We start from the raw sequence: 18,552 nt of genomic DNA, 5'->3' as shown, positions 1-18,552 counted from the left end.
GCGTTCGGCGAACTAGATCCGCAGCACCGGCGCCAAGGCGGACAGCGGGATGTGCGCCTGCACCGTGCCGCCGTCCATGAACCACTGCATGACGCCGGGCGTGAAGTTGAGTGGCTCGTCGTGCGCCACCGGGTAGTCCGGCATGTACAGGATCAACTCGTCCGGCGTGACCGCCCACGCCTTGTAGGCCCCGGAGTAGACCTTGTCGGGAGTCCATCGGTCGACGGTGAACGGGTAGGTGCCCGGGTCGTGTGGCGGCGGCGCCTGATCGAGCGCGGTTTCGATAAACGGTTGGGCCAGTGGGGGAATGGCGGTCAGCGGATTTGACGTCGTCAGATCCGCCAGCTGCACCCGTCGGCCGCCTGCCATGTCGAACGTGAAGGTCCGGTAGGCGTTGTTGGGCTTCGGTCCGTCGGCGTGGTAGTCCTCGTGGAACACGGCGCTGAGCAGATTGCCGTGCCGGAACACTTCGAAGTTCTCCTCGCCGTAGCTGTCGGCGGCCATGGCACCGTTGGCCGTCTTCCAGTTGTTGACCAGGGTGCGCAGGTAGTCGCGGATCACCGGGCCCGTGGTGGGGTTGTCGACCAGGTCGTCGGGCACCGCGACCTTGATGTCCCGGACGGCCTTGCGTTCCGACGTGACGGAGGTGTGGCAGTACTGGCCGTCCCAGTCGCCGCCGAGCTCGCCGCAGAATGACGGGGCGGATGCGTGCGCGTGACCCGTCCCGGGAATCGTTGCGGCGGCGACCATTACCGATGCCGCGAGTATTCGCCGCATCACAGCAGCTGGACCTTGCTGGCCCGCCAGCGGCCGTCGACCTTTTCCATGGTCATCTTGATCCGGCTGCGGTCGATGCGCGGGTCGGGCGCGGCGGTGTTGGTGACCGTCTGGTCGATGAAGACCAGCACGACAACCTTGTTCGCCGACTCCGACTGAATCGCCGAGTCCACCACCACGCCGTGCGCGGTGGCCTTGTTGTCGATCAGCAGTTGCCGAAGCTTGACGCTGGACTGGGTGTACATGTCCTTGAACTCGCCCGTCGCGCCATCGAGAACCTGCCTGAAGTTCTCGTCGACCTTGTTCGAATCAATGCTCGTCAGCACTTGCGCGTAGGCGACGGCCGCCTGCTGGGCCTGGTCGCCGGCCAGCTTGACCTGATGTTCCTGCCACAGCTGCCAGCCGAGCAACCCGGAAACGGCAAGTGAGGCAACGAGCAACACCGGCAACGCGCCGCGACGCAGATACTGCTTCCACGGGCGCTTAAGGCGTTCGCGCTCGGGACGCTTGCCTTTGAGCAGCGCACCGACGTCGTCGCCCTCGTCTTCCCCGGATTGCTCACCACGGTCTTCGTCGGCGGCCTCGTCGACCGCATCGACCGATTCTTCGACGCGCGCCTCGTCGGTGTCTTCGGTTGCGGCTTCCGGTGTTTCGGCGTCCGGCTGCACTTCGGCGCGCGCCTTGGCCTTGGGGTTCTTCTTGGTGGTCACGATCACGGTCATCTCCTAGGGATCGGCTCAGCTGTTCGGGTTCAGTGCGGCGGTTCGATCGGCAGCGGGGGCCCGCCGTAGGGGGTGGGGATGGTGTAGCGGCCCCGCGGGGTCGGGTCGGTCCGTTGGCCCAGGTCCGCTCCGGGCGGCGGACCGGCGGTGTCGTCACCGCCCGGCCGCGGCGCGTTCTTGGCGCCGCGGATCGAGACCGCGGGGTCGTCGTCGCGGCAGTAGGTGTACATGAACGGCTCGTAGTAGTCGGCGGCGGAGGAGGCGTGCGATGGCGTCCCGTAGTCGCACACATAACGGGGATAGAGGTCGGCCGTCGCCCACACCCCGTGGTCGTGGAAGGTGCTCGTCACCGCGTCCAACACCGAACCACGGTAGTCAGGGAACAGCGCGTTGAGCGCCGGCACCCGCAGATAGAACAGCTGCGACATGGTGGCCATGCTGCCCAGCAGCTGGACCATCGTGTCGGAATTGTCCGCGAACAGATTGTCGACAGCCGACAGTGTGCGCGGTGTCTGGCCGGTCAACCGGCGATAGCCGGCTTGCATCCTGGCCACGCCGGTCAGCGTCTTGTCGAGTTCCGTTGCGGCAGCACCCAAGCCGGCGTTCTTGTCGCTTACCAGCGTCAGCACGACCCGGCTGGTCTTGATGATGCTGGTGGTCTGGGGCAGCACCGAATCAAGGGTCGACAGCAGGAAGGTGCCGCCGTCGACGATGGCGGTCAGCTTCGCCGGGCCCTCCTTGCTCAGGCTCAGCTCCTTTTTGATCAACTCGAGCTTGTGGGGGTCGACCTGGGCCAGTAGCCCGTCGGCGTCGGCAAGCAACTGCGCCAAGCTGACCGGGACGGCGGTGTGGTCGGACGTGATGAGGCTGCCGTCGTGCAGGTACGGTCCGGCGTCGGATGCGGCCTCGAAGTTGATGTATTGCTCACCGGCCGGCGAGAGCGCCGACACGTGCACGAAGCTGTTCGCCGGGATCCGCACCTTCGACGCGATGCTGGCGACGGCGTTCACCCCGTTGTCGGTGATCTGCAGCGACTCGACCCGGCCAACGCGCACTCCTCGCAGCGCGACATCCTGATTGGGCAGCAGGCCGCCGGAATCCGGCAATTGCACGGTGACCCGGTACGACGAGGCGAATGGCTTCACCCGCAACGCGCCGATGAGCAGGTAGGCGGTGGCAACGACCAAGATGAGCACCAACCCGGCCACCGACAGCCAGACCTGCTGCCGGTGACCGGTGCGCACCGCTCGCACAACGGCATTGGCGAAGTTGTCGACGGCGCGGATCATGGCTGCGATCCTGGCGTGGCCGGTGCCGGCGGGGGCCCGGGTGCGACGTCGATCTGGCCCGGGATGTTCGGGTCCGGGATGACCGGAACCTGCGGTGAGTTCGGACCGCGGCCGACCACACGTTCCTGCAGCCGCCAGAGGGTGTACTTGAGGGTGCCGACGAGCAGGTTCACGTTGTAGTGGTGCGGTCCGTGCAGCCCGATGTCACCGGGGAATCCGATATCGGGGATCGAACCGAGCATGATCTTGTCCACGCCTACGTTCACCGAAATCGAGTTTCCTGCAGTCGATTTGACCAGTGCGGGAATCAGCCGGTTAAGCGCCAGCCAGCTGGTATCGGGGCTCACCGCAACGTCGTTGGCGGCCCCGGCGACCGTGTTCAGGTCACGGATGATGCTGCGGCCGCTGGTGTCGGTCCCACCGATCGACGGGAACCTGGCCAACAACCGGGAGGTGTCGCCCACCTGCACGGCCAGATCGGAAAGCTCGGTGGTGTTGTCTGCCAGAGCCGAAGTGGCGGGACTGGCCGCCGCCATCAGGTCGGCGATCGTCTGGTTCTTGGCGTCGAGTTGGTCAGCCAGTCGCGACAATTGGGTCAACGCGCTCGAGATTTGATCGGACCGGGAATCCAGTCTCCCGAGCAACTCGTTGGATTTGCGGATCATGTCCCCGAATGCCTGGCCCTGGTCACCGGTCGCCTTGCCGAAACCGTTGATGATGTTGGTGAAATTGCGTACCGCACCGCCGTTCACCAGAATCGCCGCTGAGCTCAGCACCGACTCGACGGTCGCCGCGGCCGCCGTCGAATCCAGGCCGATGGTGTCGCCGTTCTTCAACAGCGGCCCGTCGGGATCGTCCGCGGCCGGCGGCTTGAGCGCGACGAAAACGTCGCCCAGCGGTGTCGCGGTGCGCAATTCGGCGGTGCTGCCCAGGGGCAATCGCACGCCGTCCCTGATGCGCAGCCGGGTGACCGCGGTGTAGTTGCGTGCGACCATCGATTCGAGCTGGCCGACGTCGGCGCCGGCGAGCTTCACCTTGGCGTTCATCGGCAGGTTGAGCGCGTTGGAGAACACCGCGTTCAGCGAATAGCCTCCCGAGCCCAGCCCCGGCGCCGGAAGGGGCAGGCTGGCAAGGCCGTTCGTGGCGCATCCCGCGGTGACCATTGCCGCGGCCACCGCCGCAAGCATTCCCCGCGCGCCCGCGGTCGTCACTTCTGCCCCATGGCGGCCATCCCGTCCAGCACATAGGTCAAGCCGAAATCGGGACCGAAATCCTGAATCGTCCCTGTGCTGCATCCCAGTTGCCGCAGGCCCATCAAGTTACAGATCTCTTTGGTGTACTGGCTGTCGAAGAGCAACCGGTCCGTGAGGAAGCGGGCGCGCACGCTGCCGTTCGCCCGGTCGACCATGTTGTAGGCGTTGTCGGCCACCAGTGGAGCAAGGTCCAGGAGCTCGGCCAGGTCGCGGCGCTGATCCGTCACCATCTTCAGCGTGGCATTGCCGTTGAGGGCGGCCTGCTTGATGTTGTCGCGGTTGGCGTCGAGCAGGTCGCCGGCCCGCTGGATCAGTTGATCGAGTTTGCGTCCGGTGTTGCCGCTGCCAATGTCCTCGTCGGCCATGATCTGGCTGACTTGATGGATGGTGGAGGCGAATTCGCGCAACTTCGTGTCATTGGCGGCCCCGGCATCGAACAGCGTGCTGATGTTTCTGACGATCGTGGTGATCTGCTCGCGGGTTGTGGCGCCGCCGTCGCTGGACAGCCGCAGCGCCTCGGAGAGCTCACCCAGCGCCGCTTTGATCTTCTCGCCGTTGCCTTTGACCACCTCGGTGCCGCCGCCCAGCACGTCGGCGATGGGGCCACCGCCATGTCCGTCGCCCTCGAGCGACTTGGTCACCTTGTCCAAGACGTTGAGGACACTGCTGAATTCGACGGGCGTTTTGGTGCGGGGCAAGCCGATGGTGTCGTGGTTTTCCAGGGTCGCTCCGCCGTGATAGGGCGGCGTGAGTTCGATCTGCCGGTCGGTGAGGATTGAGGTCGACACCGTGACGGCCTGCGCGGTGGCCGGAATTTTGACGTGGCGGTCGACGGTGAATTCGACTTCGACATAGCCGCCCTTGGGATTGATCTTGGTGATCTTGCCGACCGGCATGCCCAGTACCGCCACCACGTTGCCCTCGTAGAGGCCCGAGGCGCTGTCGAATTGGGCGGTCAAGGTGATCGCGTCCTCGTCGGGACCCAGGTACCACCAACCGATGCCGGCCACCGCCGCCATGACCGCTACGGCGGCGACGACGGCCACCGCTTTGAACGCCGGCCCCGTCACTTGCAGTCCTTGAAATACTGGATCATGCCGAATTGCTTGGCACGGCCACTGATCGCGCACATCCACGAGTCGATCAACGGAACATTGGGGGCGTTAAAGTTGATCGCGTTGCCGTCGCCCGTGAGGTTGGCCGCCTCCCGGAAGAAGATCGGACTGGTTTGCAGCATGCTGTGCAACAGGTCGTCGTGCGCAGACATCAGGTTGGTGAAGTCCCGCATGTCTTTGATCAGTGCGTCCAGACCAGACCGGTCGTTGACAACAACCTGGCTCATGGTGTCGACCAGGCTGGAGAGGGATTGCATCATCGCGTGGAATACGGCGCGCCGCGCGACGAATTGGCCCAGCAGGTCTTGGCCCTGGTCGACCAGCGTTCCGATGCCGGCCTGCTGACGCCGCAGCGTGTTGGTCACCTGCTCCGTGCTGCGCAGCAGCTGTCCGAGTTGGTCACGTCGTACCGCGATGATCGACGAAAGAGTGTTGATGTTCGAAATCGCTTGCGGCACAACCGCAGGCAGGCCCTCAAGCTGCTTGCCGAGCACCGCAAGCGATTGTGCGAACCGGTCCGAGTCCACCTGCTCGAAGGTGGTGGTGGCGTCCTGCAACGCGGCTTGCAGGTCGTAGGGCACCTCGGTGTGCGCCAAGTCGAAGGTGTTGTTGGATAGGTGCGCCGGGCCGTTGGGTTCCAGCGCGAGGTACCGCGAACCGAGAATGGTGGTGACCTTGATCTGCGCCCGGGAATCCTTGCCCAGCGCGATGTTGTCCCGGATCTTCAGCCCCGCCTCCACATGGTCACCGACGAGTTTCATGCTGGTGACGTTGCCCACCGGGATGCCCGCGACCACGATCGGGTTGCCGGCCCGCAGCGAGGCCGCCTGTAGGAATTCCGCGGTGTAGTGCCGATACCCGGCGCCAAGGGCATGCACGAGCAGCATGACCCCGATGATCACCGCGACCACCCCGACAGCGATGAACCCAAGCCAGGTCTTGTTGTAGCTCTCCAGCGGACGCCTTCTCATCCCCGAAAGTCGAAGCCGTACGGACGAATCAGCCATCAGCCGTACTCCTGCATCTGGGGGTGTGCCACGCCTTATTGCCCGGCGTCGCCGCGTTGATGATGATCGGCACCACATCGTTGAGGCCGGGGAAGAACCCCATGAAGTTCACGTCGCACACGTAGGCATTGCCGTACGCCCCCTGATTGCCGACCCGGGTAAGCCCCTTCAGCAGCAGCGGGATGTTGTCGCCGAAGAAGGCCACCTGCGGTTCGACATCCATGATGTGTTTGGTGACGCCCGGCTGGCGATCGATGAATTCGCGCAGTGCCGGGTAAACGTCCGTGGCCGAGGCCGACAGCCGGCCGGTCACCCGGGCCAGGGAGCCCACCGAGGCAACCAGGTCCGGGCGCCGCGCGTCGAGCTCGCCGACGATGCTACGGGTCTGCGTGATGACCCCGTCGAGGTCGTCGTTCTGCTGGGCCAGGTTGCCCATCACCTTGTCAAGATTGGTGATCACGCTGCCGAGGGCCTGGTCTCGGCCCGCGAACGTCTCTGTGAGCGTGGACGTCTGGCCCACCAGCACGGTGAGCGATGACGCGTCACCTTGTAGCGAGGCGATGATGCCCTTGGTGAGGTTGTCCGCGTCGTGGGGATTCAGCAGGCTGAACAATGGTTCGTAGCCGTTGAGCAGCGTAGTCACGTCGAAAGAGGGTTCGGTGCGTTCCAGCGGGATAGTGCTGCCCGGGAGGAGCGGCTCCGGACTGCCTTCCTTGCCCAAAGACAGTCCGAGGTAACGCTGGCCGACGATGTTTTGATACGTCACCGCCGCGAGGGTGTTCCCGAACAACCGCTGTTCTTGCTGCACCACGAACGAGACTCTCGCCAGTTTCCCGTCGAGATCGATCTTTTCGACGCGGCCGACGCGCACTCCGGCCATCCGGACGTCGTCGCCTTCGCGAAGCCCGTACACGTCGCTGAACACCGCCGAATACTTGGCGGTGTTGCCCGCCACGTCGCGCCGCAGGCTCACGTACACCAGCCAGGTCAGGGTCAGCGAGACGACCATGAACAGGGTCAGCGCGATGAGTGGGCCGCGAAACTTCATTTGGCCTCCCCGGGCGACGGAGCGGGTGGGTGAGCCAGCGACACCGTGGTGCCGCGCGCGACCGGACCCAGCAGCAACTCGGTGGCTTCGGTCGCGGGCGCGCCGGTGATCACGCCAAGCACGTTTCGTTCGTACTGGCTCCCAACGGGTCCCACGTTGCCCCCGAAACGGGAGCCGCCAAAGGAGGCCTGCGGAATCCACGGCGCCTTGGGCGCCACCGGCGCGACCCACGGCTCGTGCGGTTGTGGTGTCGCGGGCGCCCCCGGCGACGGGTTATCGGGATTCGCGCTCCCGGGCACGGGCGGTGACGGCGCAATCCCAGCGGGCAGTGGGGGATTGGGGTCGGACAAGTTGGGGGTTGGATTGATCAGCGGCGGACCCACCGCGACGAGGTTTCCGTCCGGACCGATCACGGTGCCCGGCGGCGGAGCCAGATCCTTGGGTGGTTGATAGTTCTGCGGCAGCAGCACGTCGGGCAGATCGGGCCGCACCGGAATCAGCGGTGCGGTGAAACAGCTGGGTCCCTTCAGTTCGCCGTAGTGCGGACAGTCGGCGCGCGTGTAGGTGGAGCTGGGGGTGAACGTCAGCATCGCGCGCATGTTGCCGAGATTGGTCTGCGGGTTCCAGACCTGCTCCATGAACTGGTTGGCCAGGTTGTCGAGTTTGGCGACCGCGGGCACGAAGTTGTTCGACTTCTGTGCCAGCACACCCAGGACCGGGGTGAAATCCGTGGTTATCCGGATGAGTTGGTCGATGTGGTTGTCGAACGATCGTCGCGTCGTGCCGACCGTGTAGTCCGCACCCGACAATAGCGAGGCGAGTTGCCCGCGGGTCTCGGCGAAGGTCCGCATCGGCTCGACGGCCTGGTGCAATGCGTCGAGCAGATCGGGCGCCGTCTGCGCGAGCCCATTGGTCGCTGCCAGCAATGCGGACACCGTGGAGGGGCCGGTGTCGGTGCTGACAATCGAATTGAGCTGATCGAGAAGTCGATTCAATTGCGCACCTGCGTTGAGCAGACTCACCCGGCGGTGGTCGGTGGCGGCGCCCAGGGCGGCCAGAATCCCCACCGACCTGTCATCGCGGTCGCGCCCGGCCGCGGCGAGCACGTCGCGCAGCTTGCTCACGGTCGTTTGAAACAGAACGGTCGGAAGCCGCTTGTCCTCCGGGATGTGCGCGCCATCGCGGATCTTCAAACGGCCCACCTGGTTTGGGGAGCCCACCAACTGAACCGACGACACGGCAAAGACGTTGCTGGGCACCACGCGCGCGGTCACGTTGGCCGGAATCGACTTGGCGTATTCCTCTTTGAGGTCGATGTGGACAAAGTTGGGCTCGCCGTGCGCTGCGGGCACGACGCCGTTGACCGTCCCGACAAGGACACCGTGGTATTTCACGTCCGACTTTTGCGGAAGGCCATCACCCACGTTCACCAGGTCGGCGATCACCCGCACGTAATCGTTGAGCCTGCCAGTCGATTTGACCAACATCGCGATGGTGAGCAGGGCGCTGACCACCACGACCGCAATTCCGATGCCGAACAGCTGCCGGTCGGAGGGGCCGCGTCCGTCCATCTCAAAGGAATTGGGCATATTTCGCGACCTACCCGCCGAACCGTGCGCCCGAGTCGACGCCCCACAGCGCCATGGTTAGCAGCATGTTCACGATGATCACGACGGTGATGCTGGCTCGCATACCGTGTCCCGCGGCGACCCCGACGCCCTCGGGGCCGCCGCTCGCGTAGTACCCGTAGTAGCACTGGATCGTGGATGCGATCCAGACGAAGATGACGGCCTTGATCAAGGAATAGACGATGTCCTGGCCGGCCAGCATCAGCGTGAAGTAGTGCAGATAGGAACCGGTCGAGCCGCCACTGCCGATCCCCACCACTATTTGGGTACTCAGGTAGCCGATCGCCAGGCACGCGGCGTACAGCGGAACGATCGCCACCACCGAAGCGATCAGCCGGGTGGTCACCAGGTAAGGGATCGGGCGGATCGCAATCGATTCCAACGCGTCGATCTCCTCGGCGATGCGCATGGATCCCAGCTGGGCGGTGAAGCGGCAGCCGCCTTGCATGGCGAAGGCGAGCGATGCCATCAGAGGGGCCAGCTCGCGGGTGTTGACCAGCGAGGAGACGAACCCGGTGGCGGGACCGAGGCCGAGCAGATCCAGGAAGTTGTAGCCCTCGATGCCGACGAGCGCGCCGACGGTCGTGCCGAGGACGACGGCCACGCCGGCGGTGCCGCCGCCCACCACGATCGAGCCGTTGCCCCAGGTGATGTTCGACAACAGCCGCAAGAACTCGCCCCGGTACTGGCGCAGGGCAAGCGGCACGGCGACCAGCGCCCGGACGAAGAAGACCAACAAATGGCCGAGCCGGATGATCGGTACCTTGCCCCTGCGGTAGAGCCTTACGAGCGGGACCGAAATCGGGGCAAGCGGTAGATAAGCGGAGGCCGTCACGTCACAGCCCCGTCCTGGGCGACAACATGATGTAAAGCTGGCTGATCGCTACGTTGACGATCATCAGCAGCAGGATCGCCTCGACGACCGCCGCGTTCACCGAGTTCGCGACGCCCGTTGGTCCGCCCTTGGTGGACAAGCCTTTTTGGCTCGACACGATGGCCACGATCGCGCCGAACACGATCGCCTTCACCAGCGCCAAGATCATGTCGTCGGTCGTCGCGAACGACGCGAATGTCGAAACGAAGCTGCCCGGTGCCCCGTTCTGGAAATACACATTGAACATGTAGCTCGCGAAGAATCCCGCGAAGCACACGACGCCGGTGAGGGCCACGCCGATCATCACGGCTGCGGCGAGGCGGGGGACCACCAGACGGCGGATCACCGAGACGCCCATCACCTCCATCGCGTCGGTTTCTTCGCGCATCGTGCGCGAACCCAGGTCGGCGGTGATCGCCGACCCGACGGCCGACGCCATCAGCACCGCGGCCACCAGCGACGCCCCCTGCCGGATGACCGCGAGCCCGCTGGCCGCTCCGGCCAGCGACGTGGCCCCGACCTGGCCGGCCAGCAGCGCGAACTGGATGGATAGGGTGACGCTGATGGGCAGCGACACCAGGATCGTCGGCAACACGGCGGTGCCGGCCATGAACGCGCCCTGGCGGACGAATTCCTGCCATTGGAATCGCCCGGTCATCAGGTCGAAGAAGAAGTATTGAACGGTGCGCACACCCAAAACGAACTGTTCGCCGACCGTCGTCAGCGAGGCGACCGGGTGACGTTTGACGTATCCGACCGACCAGTCCCGAACGGCGGCGACTCCGTCGACTTGTGTCGTCATAACGGCATGACCCGCAGCCCGACCAGCAAACTAGTGGCGCCGGTCATCGCGTACCAGCTACCGCATTCATCGGCCCTCTCCCCACCCCTGTATTCCTGAGTGCCGAGCAGACGACCTTGAGCGCGATTGAAGGCTATTCTTATTAAAATAGTGTCAACAAGCCCTTAGACTCTGCAGTTCGTTGGTGTGTGCCGCATCACACTAGCCTACTTGATAGGGACTTTCAATAGTGTAGAGTCACTCATCTCGGTTCGTCGCTGGACTGCGCCGCGGGGATTGAATGTTGCATTGACGAAGGTGAAGATATGCCGTCAGCAAACACCGGCTCGTTGCGGGACCGGCGCCGGGCGGCGTTGCTCACCCAGATTCAGCACACCGCGCACCAGCTCTTCGCCGAGCGCGGCTTCGAGGCGGTGACCACCGAGGACATCGCGGCGGCCGCCGGCATTTCCATCAGCACGTACTTTCGGTACGCGCCCACCAAGGAGGGGCTGCTGGTCGATCCGGTCCGCGAGGCCGCCGCCGAGATCGTGGGCACCTACAGCGCCCGGCCCGCTCACGAGTCGCCGGTCGAGGCGTTGATCCAGCTGTTCGTCACGCATGCCAACGATGTCAGCGAGGCTGGCAACCTCGATACCTGGCGTGAGGCCGTCGCCACCGCGCCGCACCTGTTGAGCAAATCCGTGCTCGTCAGCGAAAGCGACCACCGCAAGCTGATCGAGCAAGTCGCAAACCGCATGGGTGTCGATGCGGCAGTTGACATTCGGCCCGCGCTTTTGATCCACACGAGCTTGGCCACAGTCAAATTCGTTCTCGATGGCTGGCTGACTTCGGATACCGCCGGGAGCCCACCGTTTCACGTGCGATTGGAAGAGGCGCTGCGGATCACGCTAGCCGGATTCGACTGACCGGGTGGCTCAAAACGTCACCAGAGTGAAACCGGGGTGACTTTGCTGCGCGCCGCGTGAAACAATCGCTGGCCGTGAAGACCTTCGAGGATCTGTTCGCCGAACTGGGGGAGCGCGCCCGCACCCGGCCCCCCGGCAGCGCCACGGTCGCCGCACTGGACGGCGGCATCCACGGGCTGGGCAAGAAGATCCTCGAGGAGGCCGGCGAGGTGTGGCTGGCGGCCGAACACGAACCCGACGACGCACTGGCCGAGGAGATCAGCCAATTGCTGTACTGGACGCAGGTGCTCATGATCGCGCGCGGCCTGTCCCTCGACGACGTCTACCGGAAGCTGTGAGCGTGCTACGGGTCGCGGTTCCCAACAAGGGCACGCTGAGCGAGCCGGCCAGCGAAATTCTCGCGGAGGCGGGCTACCGGCGTCGCACCGATTCCAAAGATCTCACCGTCATCGACCCGGTCAACCAGGTCGAGTTCTTCTTCCTGCGGCCCAAAGACATTGCGATCTATGTGGGTTCGGGGCAGCTGGACTTCGGCATCACCGGACGCGACCTGGTCCGCGACTCGGACGCGCCGGTGCGCGAACGCCTGGCGTTGGGCTTCGGGTCGTCGAGTTTTCGGTATGCCGCGCCGGCCGGGCGGGACTGGACAACGGCCGATCTGGCCGGAAAGCGGATCGCCACCGCCTATCCGAATCTGGTTCGAAAAGACTTGGCCCAGCGGGGGATTGAGGCCACCGTCATCAGGCTCGACGGCGCGGTGGAGATTTCGGTACAACTCGGCGTGGCCGACGCCATCGCCGACGTGGTCGGCTCGGGGCGCACCCTGAGCCTGCACGACCTGGTGGCATTCGGTGACCCGCTGTGCGATTCGGAGGCGGTCTTGATCGAGGGGGCCGACCCGGACGGCCAAGACGGGACACGGGCGGCGCGCGATCAGCTGGTGGCGCGGATCCAGGGGGTGGTGTTCGGCCAGCAGTACCTGATGCTCGACTACGACTGCCCGCGTTCCGTCCTGGAGAAGGCCACGGCCATCACGCCCGGACTGGAGTCACCGACGATCGCGCCGCTCGCCGATCCGGACTGGGTCGCCATCCGCGCCCTGGTGCCGCGCCGGGGCGTCAACGAGATCATGGACGAGCTGGCTGCCATCGGTGCCAAGGCGATTCTGGCTTCCGACATCAGGTTCTGCCGCTTCTGATCGAACGGGTGCGGTGACCGCGGCTGTGTTAGCGTCCGCCTAGGGCTGTTTCGCCCGTGTCACCCCCATGGGCCGTCATCCCTGACCATTGCCGGGCTGTTCGTTCCCTCAGGAGGGTCTTCGTGACACACGCGCTTATTCTGCTGGTGGCTTTGTTGATCGGTGTCGTCGCCGGGTTGCGCTCGCTGACGGCTCCCGCCGTCGTCGCCTGGGCCGCGTTTTTGGGTTGGATCGACTTGCACGGCACGTGGGCGGCCTGGATGGCCAACATCATCACGGCCATTGTGTTCACCGTTCTCGCCGTCGGCGAACTCGTCATCGACAAGCTGCCCAAGACGCCGGCCCGCACCGCGCCGCCGGTCTTCGCCGCCCGGATCATCATGGGCGGGTTGGCGGGCGCGGCGCTGGGCGCATGGCCGCATTGGACCTATACCGCGCTCGGGGCCGGCGTCATCGGCGCGGTGCTCGGCACTCTCGGCGGCTATCAGGCGCGCAAACGCCTTGCCGCCGTGGCCGGCAAGGACTTGCCCATCGCGCTGCTGGAGGACGCCATCGCAATCCTGGGTGGGTTTGCCATCGCTGCGGCGACCGGTCACGTGCTAACGGAGTACCTGCTGACGGCCGTTAAGTGACAGCGCATTTCGACGCCATCATCGTCGGCGCCGGACAGGCTGGCCCACCGCTCGCGGGGCGACTGACGGCGGCGGGGCAGCGCATCGCGCTGGTGGAGCGCAAACTCGTCGGCGGCACCTGCGTCAACACCGGATGCATCCCGACGAAGACGCTGGTGGCCAGCGCGTATGCCGCCCACCTCGCGCGGCGCGGTGCGGACTTCGGGGTTTCTACCGGACCGGTGAGCGTGGACATGGCCAAAGTCAAGGCACGTAAAGACAACATCATGCTGGGCGACCGCAAGGGCGTCGAGGACTGGCTGGCGGGCATGGACGGTTGCACCGTCTTTCGCGGGCACGCCCGTTTCGAGGATCCGCACACATTGCGGGTGGACTCGCAAAATGGGCAAGACGTGCTGCATGCCGACCGGATCTTCCTCAATGTCGGTGGCCGCGCGGTGGTGCCGGACATCCCGGGCTTGTCCGACATCGAGTTCCTCACCAACGTCTCCATCCTCGAACTCGACACGCTGCCAACACATCTCGTCATCCTCGGCGGGAGCTATATCGCGCTGGAGTTCGCGCAGATGTACCGGCGCTTCGGGGCCCCGGTCACCGTCGTCGAGAGGGGTTCGCGCCTGGCGTCCCGCGAAGACGAGGACGTCTCCGCCGCCGTCCGGGTCATCCTGGAGGACGAGGGCATCGACGTCATCGTCGGCGCCGATGACGTGCGGATCACTAATACCGGCAACGGTTTTGAACTCACGCCTAGTGCGGGTGCTGATCCCATTGCCGGAAGCCACTTGTTGCTGGCCGTCGGCCGGCGGCCCAACACCGACGACCTGGGGCTTGAGGCGGCGGGTGTGCGGACGGACGCCCGCGGCTATATCGTCGTCGACGACCAGCTCAAGACCAACGTCGACCACATCTGGGCGATGGGCGACTGCAACGGCAGGGGGGCGTTCACCCATACCTCCTACAACGATTTCGAGATCATCGCCGCCAACCTGCTCGATGACGACCCGCGCCGGGTCAGCGACCGCATCACCACCTATGCGCTCTATATCGACCCACCGCTAGGGCGGGCCGGCATGACCGTCGACCAGGTCCGCGCGTCGGGGCGCAAGGCGCTCGTCGGTAAGCGGCCGATGACCAGGGTGGGCCGGGCGGTGGAAAAGGGTGAGACGCAAGGCTTTATGAAGGTCGTGGTCGATGCCGAAACCCGGGAGATTTTGGGAGCGGCCATCTTCGGCGTCGGCGGCGACGAGGCCGTGCACGAAATCCTGGACGTCATGTCGGCCAAAGCGCCCTACACCACGCTCGCGCGCACCATGCACATCCATCCCACCGTCAGCGAGCTCATTCCCACCATGCTGCAGGAGATGACGCCGCTATCGGACTGAGCGCGCCGTCGTGGCGGGGCGACGGGAACGGCGTCGGCTGCTACGCGCGGCGGCCGGACCGTGGCCGGCAACCGAGGTCGGCGCGGGCCGCCGGGCCGGGGCCTAGGCGGGCGCGACGACCTTGCGGGGCGCGGCTTCGCCGGCGAGGGCGTGGATGACCGGGGAAGCCGCCGTGACCTGTTGGGGGACGGCCCGAATGGCCGCCTTGCGCATCATCGATTCGGTGTCGCGGCGTTGCTCGGGCAGCGCGATGGTGACCACGTCACCGGAGGCGCCGGCGCGGGCCGTGCGGCCGGATCGATGCAGGTAAGCCTTGTGCTCCGCGGGCGGGTCGACGTGGACCACCAGGTCGACGTTGTCGACGTGCACACCGCGGGCGGCGATATCGGTTGCGACGAGGACTCGCGCGTGTCCGGCCGTGAACGCCGCCAAGTTCCGGTCGCGCACGGCTTGGGAGAGGTTGCCGTGCAACTCCACCGAGGCGATACCCGATTGCGTGAGTTGGCGCGCCAGCTTGCGGGCCTGGTGTTTGGTCCGCATGAACAGGATTCGCCGCGAGTCTCCAGCGGCCAACCGGTGTACCAAGTCTTTCTTGGCTTGCGGGCCATCGACACAGAAGAGGTGATGTGTCATCGCAGGGGTCAGCGACGTCGGGTCGGCGACCGAGTGCGTCACCGGGCTGGTGAGGAATCGTTTCACCAGGGTGTCGACCGCGCCGTCCAGCGTGGCCGAGAAGAGCAGCCGCTGGCCGGTGGCGGGGGTGGCCGCCAAGATTCGGGTAACGGTGGGGAGGAAGCCGAGGTCGGCGAGGTGGTCGGCCTCATCGATGACGGTGACCTGCACCGCGCTCAGATCGATGACGCGTTGCTTCATCAGGTCTTCCAGGCGGCCCGGGCAGGCGACGACGATGTCGACCCCGGACTTCAGCGCCGTGACTTGCCTGTGCTGCGGCACCCCGCCGAAGATCGTGACCACGCGCAGCCGCCGAACGGCGGCAAGCGGCTCGATGGTCGCGGCGATTTGGGTCGCCAGTTCACGCGTGGGGGCCAACACCAGCCCGGTCGGCCGGCCCGGCCGCCGATTACCGGCATCGAGTCGGCTTACCAGCGGGATCGAGAACGCGAGCGTCTTGCCGCTGCCGGTCTTGCCGCGGCCCAACACATCACGGCCGGCAAGCGTATCCGGCAAGGTCTCGATCTGGATGGGAAACGGCCGGTGAGCGCCGCCCTTAGCGAGCGCGTCAACCAACGGCTGGCTCACGCCGAGGTGAGCAAAAGTTTTGTCTTCAAGCATGTTTCATTATCCCTAAGCATCGGTGGTGGCGAGATTGCCCGTCTGGCAACATCGATCGCCGCGCTCGAGGCTGTGCGGTGCGCACCTGGTCATCTCGGACTCGGCGCCCCGCGGGGATCTGAGAAGAAATAACGAATCGATCACGACGTGCTGGCAAGCCGTTCGGCGCCAACGTTGTCAACAGCATACCGCACTCGCGGTGAGCCGGCGGCTAGGCCACAGAGACCCTCGTCACACCATTGGTGAGCGGTTGGTCATGCCGCCGGCTCGGTCTGATGCGAAAACTCTTGCGCCGGTGGGTATTCCGGCCAGCCCGGATAAGTCGGCGGTGTTCCGCCGAACAGCGGGCAGTGCTGCTGGTGGGGGCACCAGTCGCACAACCGCGACTGGCTGGGACGGAAATCGCCCGTCTGCCCGGCGGATTGGATCGCGCGCCAGATCGCCATCAGGGTCTTCTCAAACCGCAGCAACTCGTCGTGGTCGGGCGAGTAATCCAGCACTTGGCCGTCGGCGAGGTAGATGAGCCGCAGCCGGGTGGGCGGCACGCCGCGGGTGCGCAGCAGGGCAACCGCGTAGAACTTCATCTGGAACATCGCTTTGAATTCCGCCAGGGCACGCGCGGCCGGCGGCGCCTTGCCGGTCTTGTAGTCGACCACCCGCAGCTCGCCGGTGGCGGCGACGTCGATCCGATCGATGAACCCGCGCAGCAGCGTGCCGTCGGCGAGCTCGACCTCCACGCGCTCTTCACAGCAATGCGGGTCGAAGCGGGTCGGGTCCTCGAGCCGGTAATAGCCGGAGAGCAGCGCACGGGCCTCGGCGAGCAGCTGGCCGCGCTGCGCGGGATCGAACTCGCCGGCCAGGTCGGGTTCCGCGGCGATCACCCGCTCCCAGGCCGGCTCGACCAGCGACAGCGCGGTGTCGGGGCCGCGCTGGGCGGCGGGCAGCCCGTAGAGCTGCTGCAGGGCCGCGTGCACCACCGAGCCGCGCAACTGTGCGGCCGACGGGGCCTCGGGCAACCGGTCGATCGCCCGGAACCGGTACAGCAGCGGGCACTGCTTGAAGTCCGCCGCCCGCGACGGGGAGAGCGCCGGTTTCGCAGCCGGCCGCGTGCGTGTCTGCGGCTGGTCGATCATGAGCGCAGCGTAGAACCGGGTGCCGACAACCCCGAGCACCGCCCGCGGCGAGTCGGCTGGCACGCTAGACGGCGTGTCCGCAACCGGCCCGTTCACCGTCGGGGAACGCGTCCAACTCACCGACGCCAAGGGCCGGCACTACACGATGTCGCTCACGCCCGGCGCCGAGTTCCATACCCATCGCGGCTCGATCGCCCACGATGCGCTGATCGGGCTGGAGCAGGGCAGCGTGGTCAAATCCAGCAACGGGGCGCCCTTCCTGGTGCTGCGCCCGCTGCTGGTCGACTACATCATGTCGATGCCCCGCGGGCCGCAGGTCATCTACCCCAAGGACGCGGCGCAGATCGTGCACGAGGGCGACATCTTCCCGGGCGCCCGCGTGCTGGAGGCCGGGGCCGGATCCGGGGCGCTGACCTGCTCGCTGCTGCGCGCGGTCGGGCCCGAGGGGCGGGTGGTCTCCTACGAACAGCGCGCCGATCACGCCGAACACGCGCTCCGCAACGTCTCGGTGTTCTATGGCCAGCCACCGGACAACTGGGAGCTGATCGTCAGCGACCTCGTCGACTCCGATCGGCCCGACGGCTCCTTCGACCGGGCGGTGCTCGACATGCTCGCGCCGTGGGAGGTGCTCGACGCGGTGTCCCGCCTGCTGATCCCCGGCGGCGTACTGATGATCTACGTGGCGACCGTGACCCAGCTGTCGCGCGTCGTGGAGGCGTTGCGGGCCCAGCAATGCTGGACCGAGCCGCGGTCGTGGGAAACGCTGCAGCGCGGCTGGAACGTGGTCGGCCTGGCCGTCCGGCCGCAGCATTCCATGCGCGGGCACACCGCATTCCTGGTCTTCACGCGACGCCTCGCACCCGGCGTCGTCGCCCCCGCGCCGTTGGGCCGCAAACGCGAGGGCCGCGACGGCTAGCGGCGATCGCAAGCGCGGCGGGTCGTCGCCATCGGCCGGGCTTTTGCGTTAGTCGTCGCTGCGCTGCAAGCCGCGTCGCACCGACAGCAGCTCGAACTCTGGGTGCGCGGCCACCAGCCGTTCGGCCGCATCCAGGACGTCGACCGCGTGGCTCCGGTCGGCGGACACCGTGGCCAGCCCGATGCCCGCGCGCCGGTAGAGCTCATGTGAACCGGTCTCGGCCGCCGACACGCTGAATTTGCGTCGCAGCTCGGCGACGACGGGGCGGATCACCGACCGTTTCTGCTTGAGCGACCGGACGTCGCCGAGTAAGACGTCGAACTCGAGCCAGCCGATCCACATGCCGGGTGTCAACCGGGTGGCTCCGGGGCCGGCGCGGGCTCTGGGGCCGGACCGGGCTCCGGGGCTGGTGCGGGAGCCGGGGCGGGGGCTGGTTGCGGCGCGGGCGCAGGGGCCGGCACGGGCGGCGGAGCCGGTGGCGGTGCGGGGGCCGGCGCGGACGGCGGAGCAGGCCCGCGCCGGCACGACGCCCCCCCCCCCCGCCCCGCGCCCCGCCCCCCCCCCCCCCCCCCCCC

Annotated in this window: 18 protein-coding genes and 1 pseudogene; 6 read left to right on the top strand and 13 right to left on the bottom strand. The window is 66.4% G+C overall.

What is annotated here, in order from left to right; translation table 11 throughout:
• Positions 1-12: 12 nt before the first annotated feature.
• From A5773_RS05250 to A5773_RS05205, 10 genes are read right to left on the bottom strand one after another with little or no spacing between them, the layout of a single operon-like run.
• Positions 13-780 (bottom strand): mannan-binding family protein, encoded by a 768-nt coding sequence (locus A5773_RS05250; RefSeq protein ID WP_197505316.1) that lies wholly within the window; start codon positions 778-780, stop codon positions 13-15.
• A complete protein-coding gene (locus A5773_RS05245) occupies positions 777-1,499 on the bottom strand; it encodes a tetratricopeptide repeat protein (protein ID WP_066946884.1) in 723 nt (240 codons plus the stop codon). The genes A5773_RS05250 and A5773_RS05245 overlap by 4 nt, the downstream gene beginning before the upstream one ends.
• 29 nt (positions 1,500-1,528) lie before the next feature.
• Complete coding sequence (locus A5773_RS05240; protein ID WP_066946881.1) at positions 1,529-2,788, bottom strand: MlaD family protein; 1,260 nt, start codon at positions 2,786-2,788, stop codon at positions 1,529-1,531.
• Positions 2,785-3,999 carry an MlaD family protein gene (locus A5773_RS05235; protein WP_197505317.1) on the bottom strand — a complete coding sequence of 405 codons (1,215 nt, stop codon included), beginning with the start codon at positions 3,997-3,999 and terminating at the stop codon, positions 2,785-2,787. Before A5773_RS05235 ends, A5773_RS05240 begins: the two co-directional genes overlap by 4 nt.
• On the bottom strand, positions 3,996-5,111 hold the full coding sequence (locus A5773_RS05230) for an MCE family protein (RefSeq protein WP_255360739.1): 1,116 nt from the start codon (positions 5,109-5,111) through the stop codon (positions 3,996-3,998). The genes A5773_RS05235 and A5773_RS05230 overlap by 4 nt, the downstream gene beginning before the upstream one ends.
• Positions 5,108-6,163, bottom strand: a complete 1,056-nt coding sequence (locus A5773_RS05225) for an MCE family protein (RefSeq protein WP_066946875.1) — start codon at positions 6,161-6,163, stop codon at positions 5,108-5,110. Before A5773_RS05225 ends, A5773_RS05230 begins: the two co-directional genes overlap by 4 nt.
• A complete protein-coding gene (locus tag A5773_RS05220) occupies positions 6,156-7,211 on the bottom strand; it encodes an MlaD family protein (RefSeq protein WP_066946871.1) in 1,056 nt (351 codons plus the stop codon). Before A5773_RS05220 ends, A5773_RS05225 begins: the two co-directional genes overlap by 8 nt.
• Complete coding sequence (locus tag A5773_RS05215; RefSeq protein WP_067260597.1) at positions 7,208-8,800, bottom strand: MlaD family protein; 1,593 nt, start codon at positions 8,798-8,800, stop codon at positions 7,208-7,210. The genes A5773_RS05220 and A5773_RS05215 overlap by 4 nt, the downstream gene beginning before the upstream one ends.
• Before the next feature lie 10 nt (positions 8,801-8,810).
• Positions 8,811-9,674 carry an ABC transporter permease gene (locus tag A5773_RS05210; RefSeq protein ID WP_066946863.1) on the bottom strand — a complete coding sequence of 288 codons (864 nt, stop codon included), beginning with the start codon at positions 9,672-9,674 and terminating at the stop codon, positions 8,811-8,813.
• A 1-nt stretch (position 9,675) separates the two neighbouring features.
• Positions 9,676-10,515 carry an ABC transporter permease gene (locus A5773_RS05205; RefSeq protein ID WP_066946858.1) on the bottom strand — a complete coding sequence of 280 codons (840 nt, stop codon included), beginning with the start codon at positions 10,513-10,515 and terminating at the stop codon, positions 9,676-9,678.
• 305 nt (positions 10,516-10,820) lie between these two features.
• On the opposite strand from A5773_RS05205, the gene A5773_RS05200 reads away from it, so the two are divergent.
• The 5 genes from A5773_RS05200 to A5773_RS05180 all read left to right on the top strand — a co-directional run bounded on the left by A5773_RS05200 (position 10,821) and on the right by A5773_RS05180 (position 14,635).
• Positions 10,821-11,423 carry a TetR family transcriptional regulator gene (locus A5773_RS05200; protein WP_066946857.1) on the top strand — a complete coding sequence of 201 codons (603 nt, stop codon included), beginning with the start codon at positions 10,821-10,823 and terminating at the stop codon, positions 11,421-11,423.
• A 56-nt stretch (positions 11,424-11,479) separates the two neighbouring features.
• On the top strand, positions 11,480-11,761 hold the full coding sequence (locus tag A5773_RS05195; protein WP_066946853.1) for a phosphoribosyl-ATP diphosphatase: 282 nt from the start codon (positions 11,480-11,482) through the stop codon (positions 11,759-11,761).
• Between the two features lie 2 nt (positions 11,762-11,763).
• Positions 11,764-12,621, top strand: a complete 858-nt coding sequence (gene hisG / locus A5773_RS05190) for an ATP phosphoribosyltransferase (protein WP_066946911.1) — start codon at positions 11,764-11,766, stop codon at positions 12,619-12,621.
• A gap of 122 nt (positions 12,622-12,743) precedes the next feature.
• The gene (locus A5773_RS05185) at positions 12,744-13,253 is read left to right on the top strand and encodes a DUF4126 domain-containing protein (RefSeq protein WP_066946849.1); all 510 of its coding nucleotides are present in this window, start codon (positions 12,744-12,746) and stop codon (positions 13,251-13,253) included.
• Entirely contained in the window at positions 13,250-14,635 is a 1,386-nt protein-coding gene (locus A5773_RS05180) for an FAD-containing oxidoreductase (RefSeq protein WP_066946844.1), read from the top strand. The genes A5773_RS05185 and A5773_RS05180 overlap by 4 nt, the downstream gene beginning before the upstream one ends.
• On the opposite strand, the pseudogene A5773_RS05175 reads toward A5773_RS05180, so the two are convergent.
• Positions 14,624-15,928, bottom strand: a pseudogene (locus A5773_RS05175) (DEAD/DEAH box helicase). The gene A5773_RS05180 and the pseudogene A5773_RS05175 sit on opposite strands and share 12 nt — an antisense overlap.
• Before the next feature lie 254 nt (positions 15,929-16,182).
• Positions 16,183-17,061, bottom strand: coding sequence for a RecB family exonuclease (locus tag A5773_RS05170; RefSeq protein WP_066946908.1), 879 nt, complete (start codon positions 17,059-17,061; stop codon positions 16,183-16,185).
• Positions 17,062-17,134: 73 nt separating this feature from the next.
• Between A5773_RS05170 and trmI the strand changes: the two genes are divergently transcribed.
• Complete coding sequence (gene trmI / locus A5773_RS05165; RefSeq protein WP_066946836.1) at positions 17,135-17,977, top strand: tRNA (adenine(58)-N(1))-methyltransferase TrmI; 843 nt, start codon at positions 17,135-17,137, stop codon at positions 17,975-17,977.
• A 48-nt stretch (positions 17,978-18,025) separates the two neighbouring features.
• On the opposite strand, the gene A5773_RS05160 is transcribed toward trmI, so the two are convergent.
• On the bottom strand, positions 18,026-18,319 hold the full coding sequence (locus tag A5773_RS05160) for a DUF503 domain-containing protein (protein ID WP_066946832.1): 294 nt from the start codon (positions 18,317-18,319) through the stop codon (positions 18,026-18,028).
• Positions 18,320-18,552 lie beyond the last annotated feature (233 nt).

The sequence above is a fragment of the Mycobacterium sp. 852014-52450_SCH5900713 genome (assembly GCF_001667075.1).
Taxonomy (GTDB): Bacteria; Actinomycetota; Actinomycetes; order Mycobacteriales; family Mycobacteriaceae; genus Mycobacterium.
The sequence above is the reverse complement of the archived record's forward strand: the minus strand, read 5'-3'. Positions and strand labels throughout refer to the sequence as shown.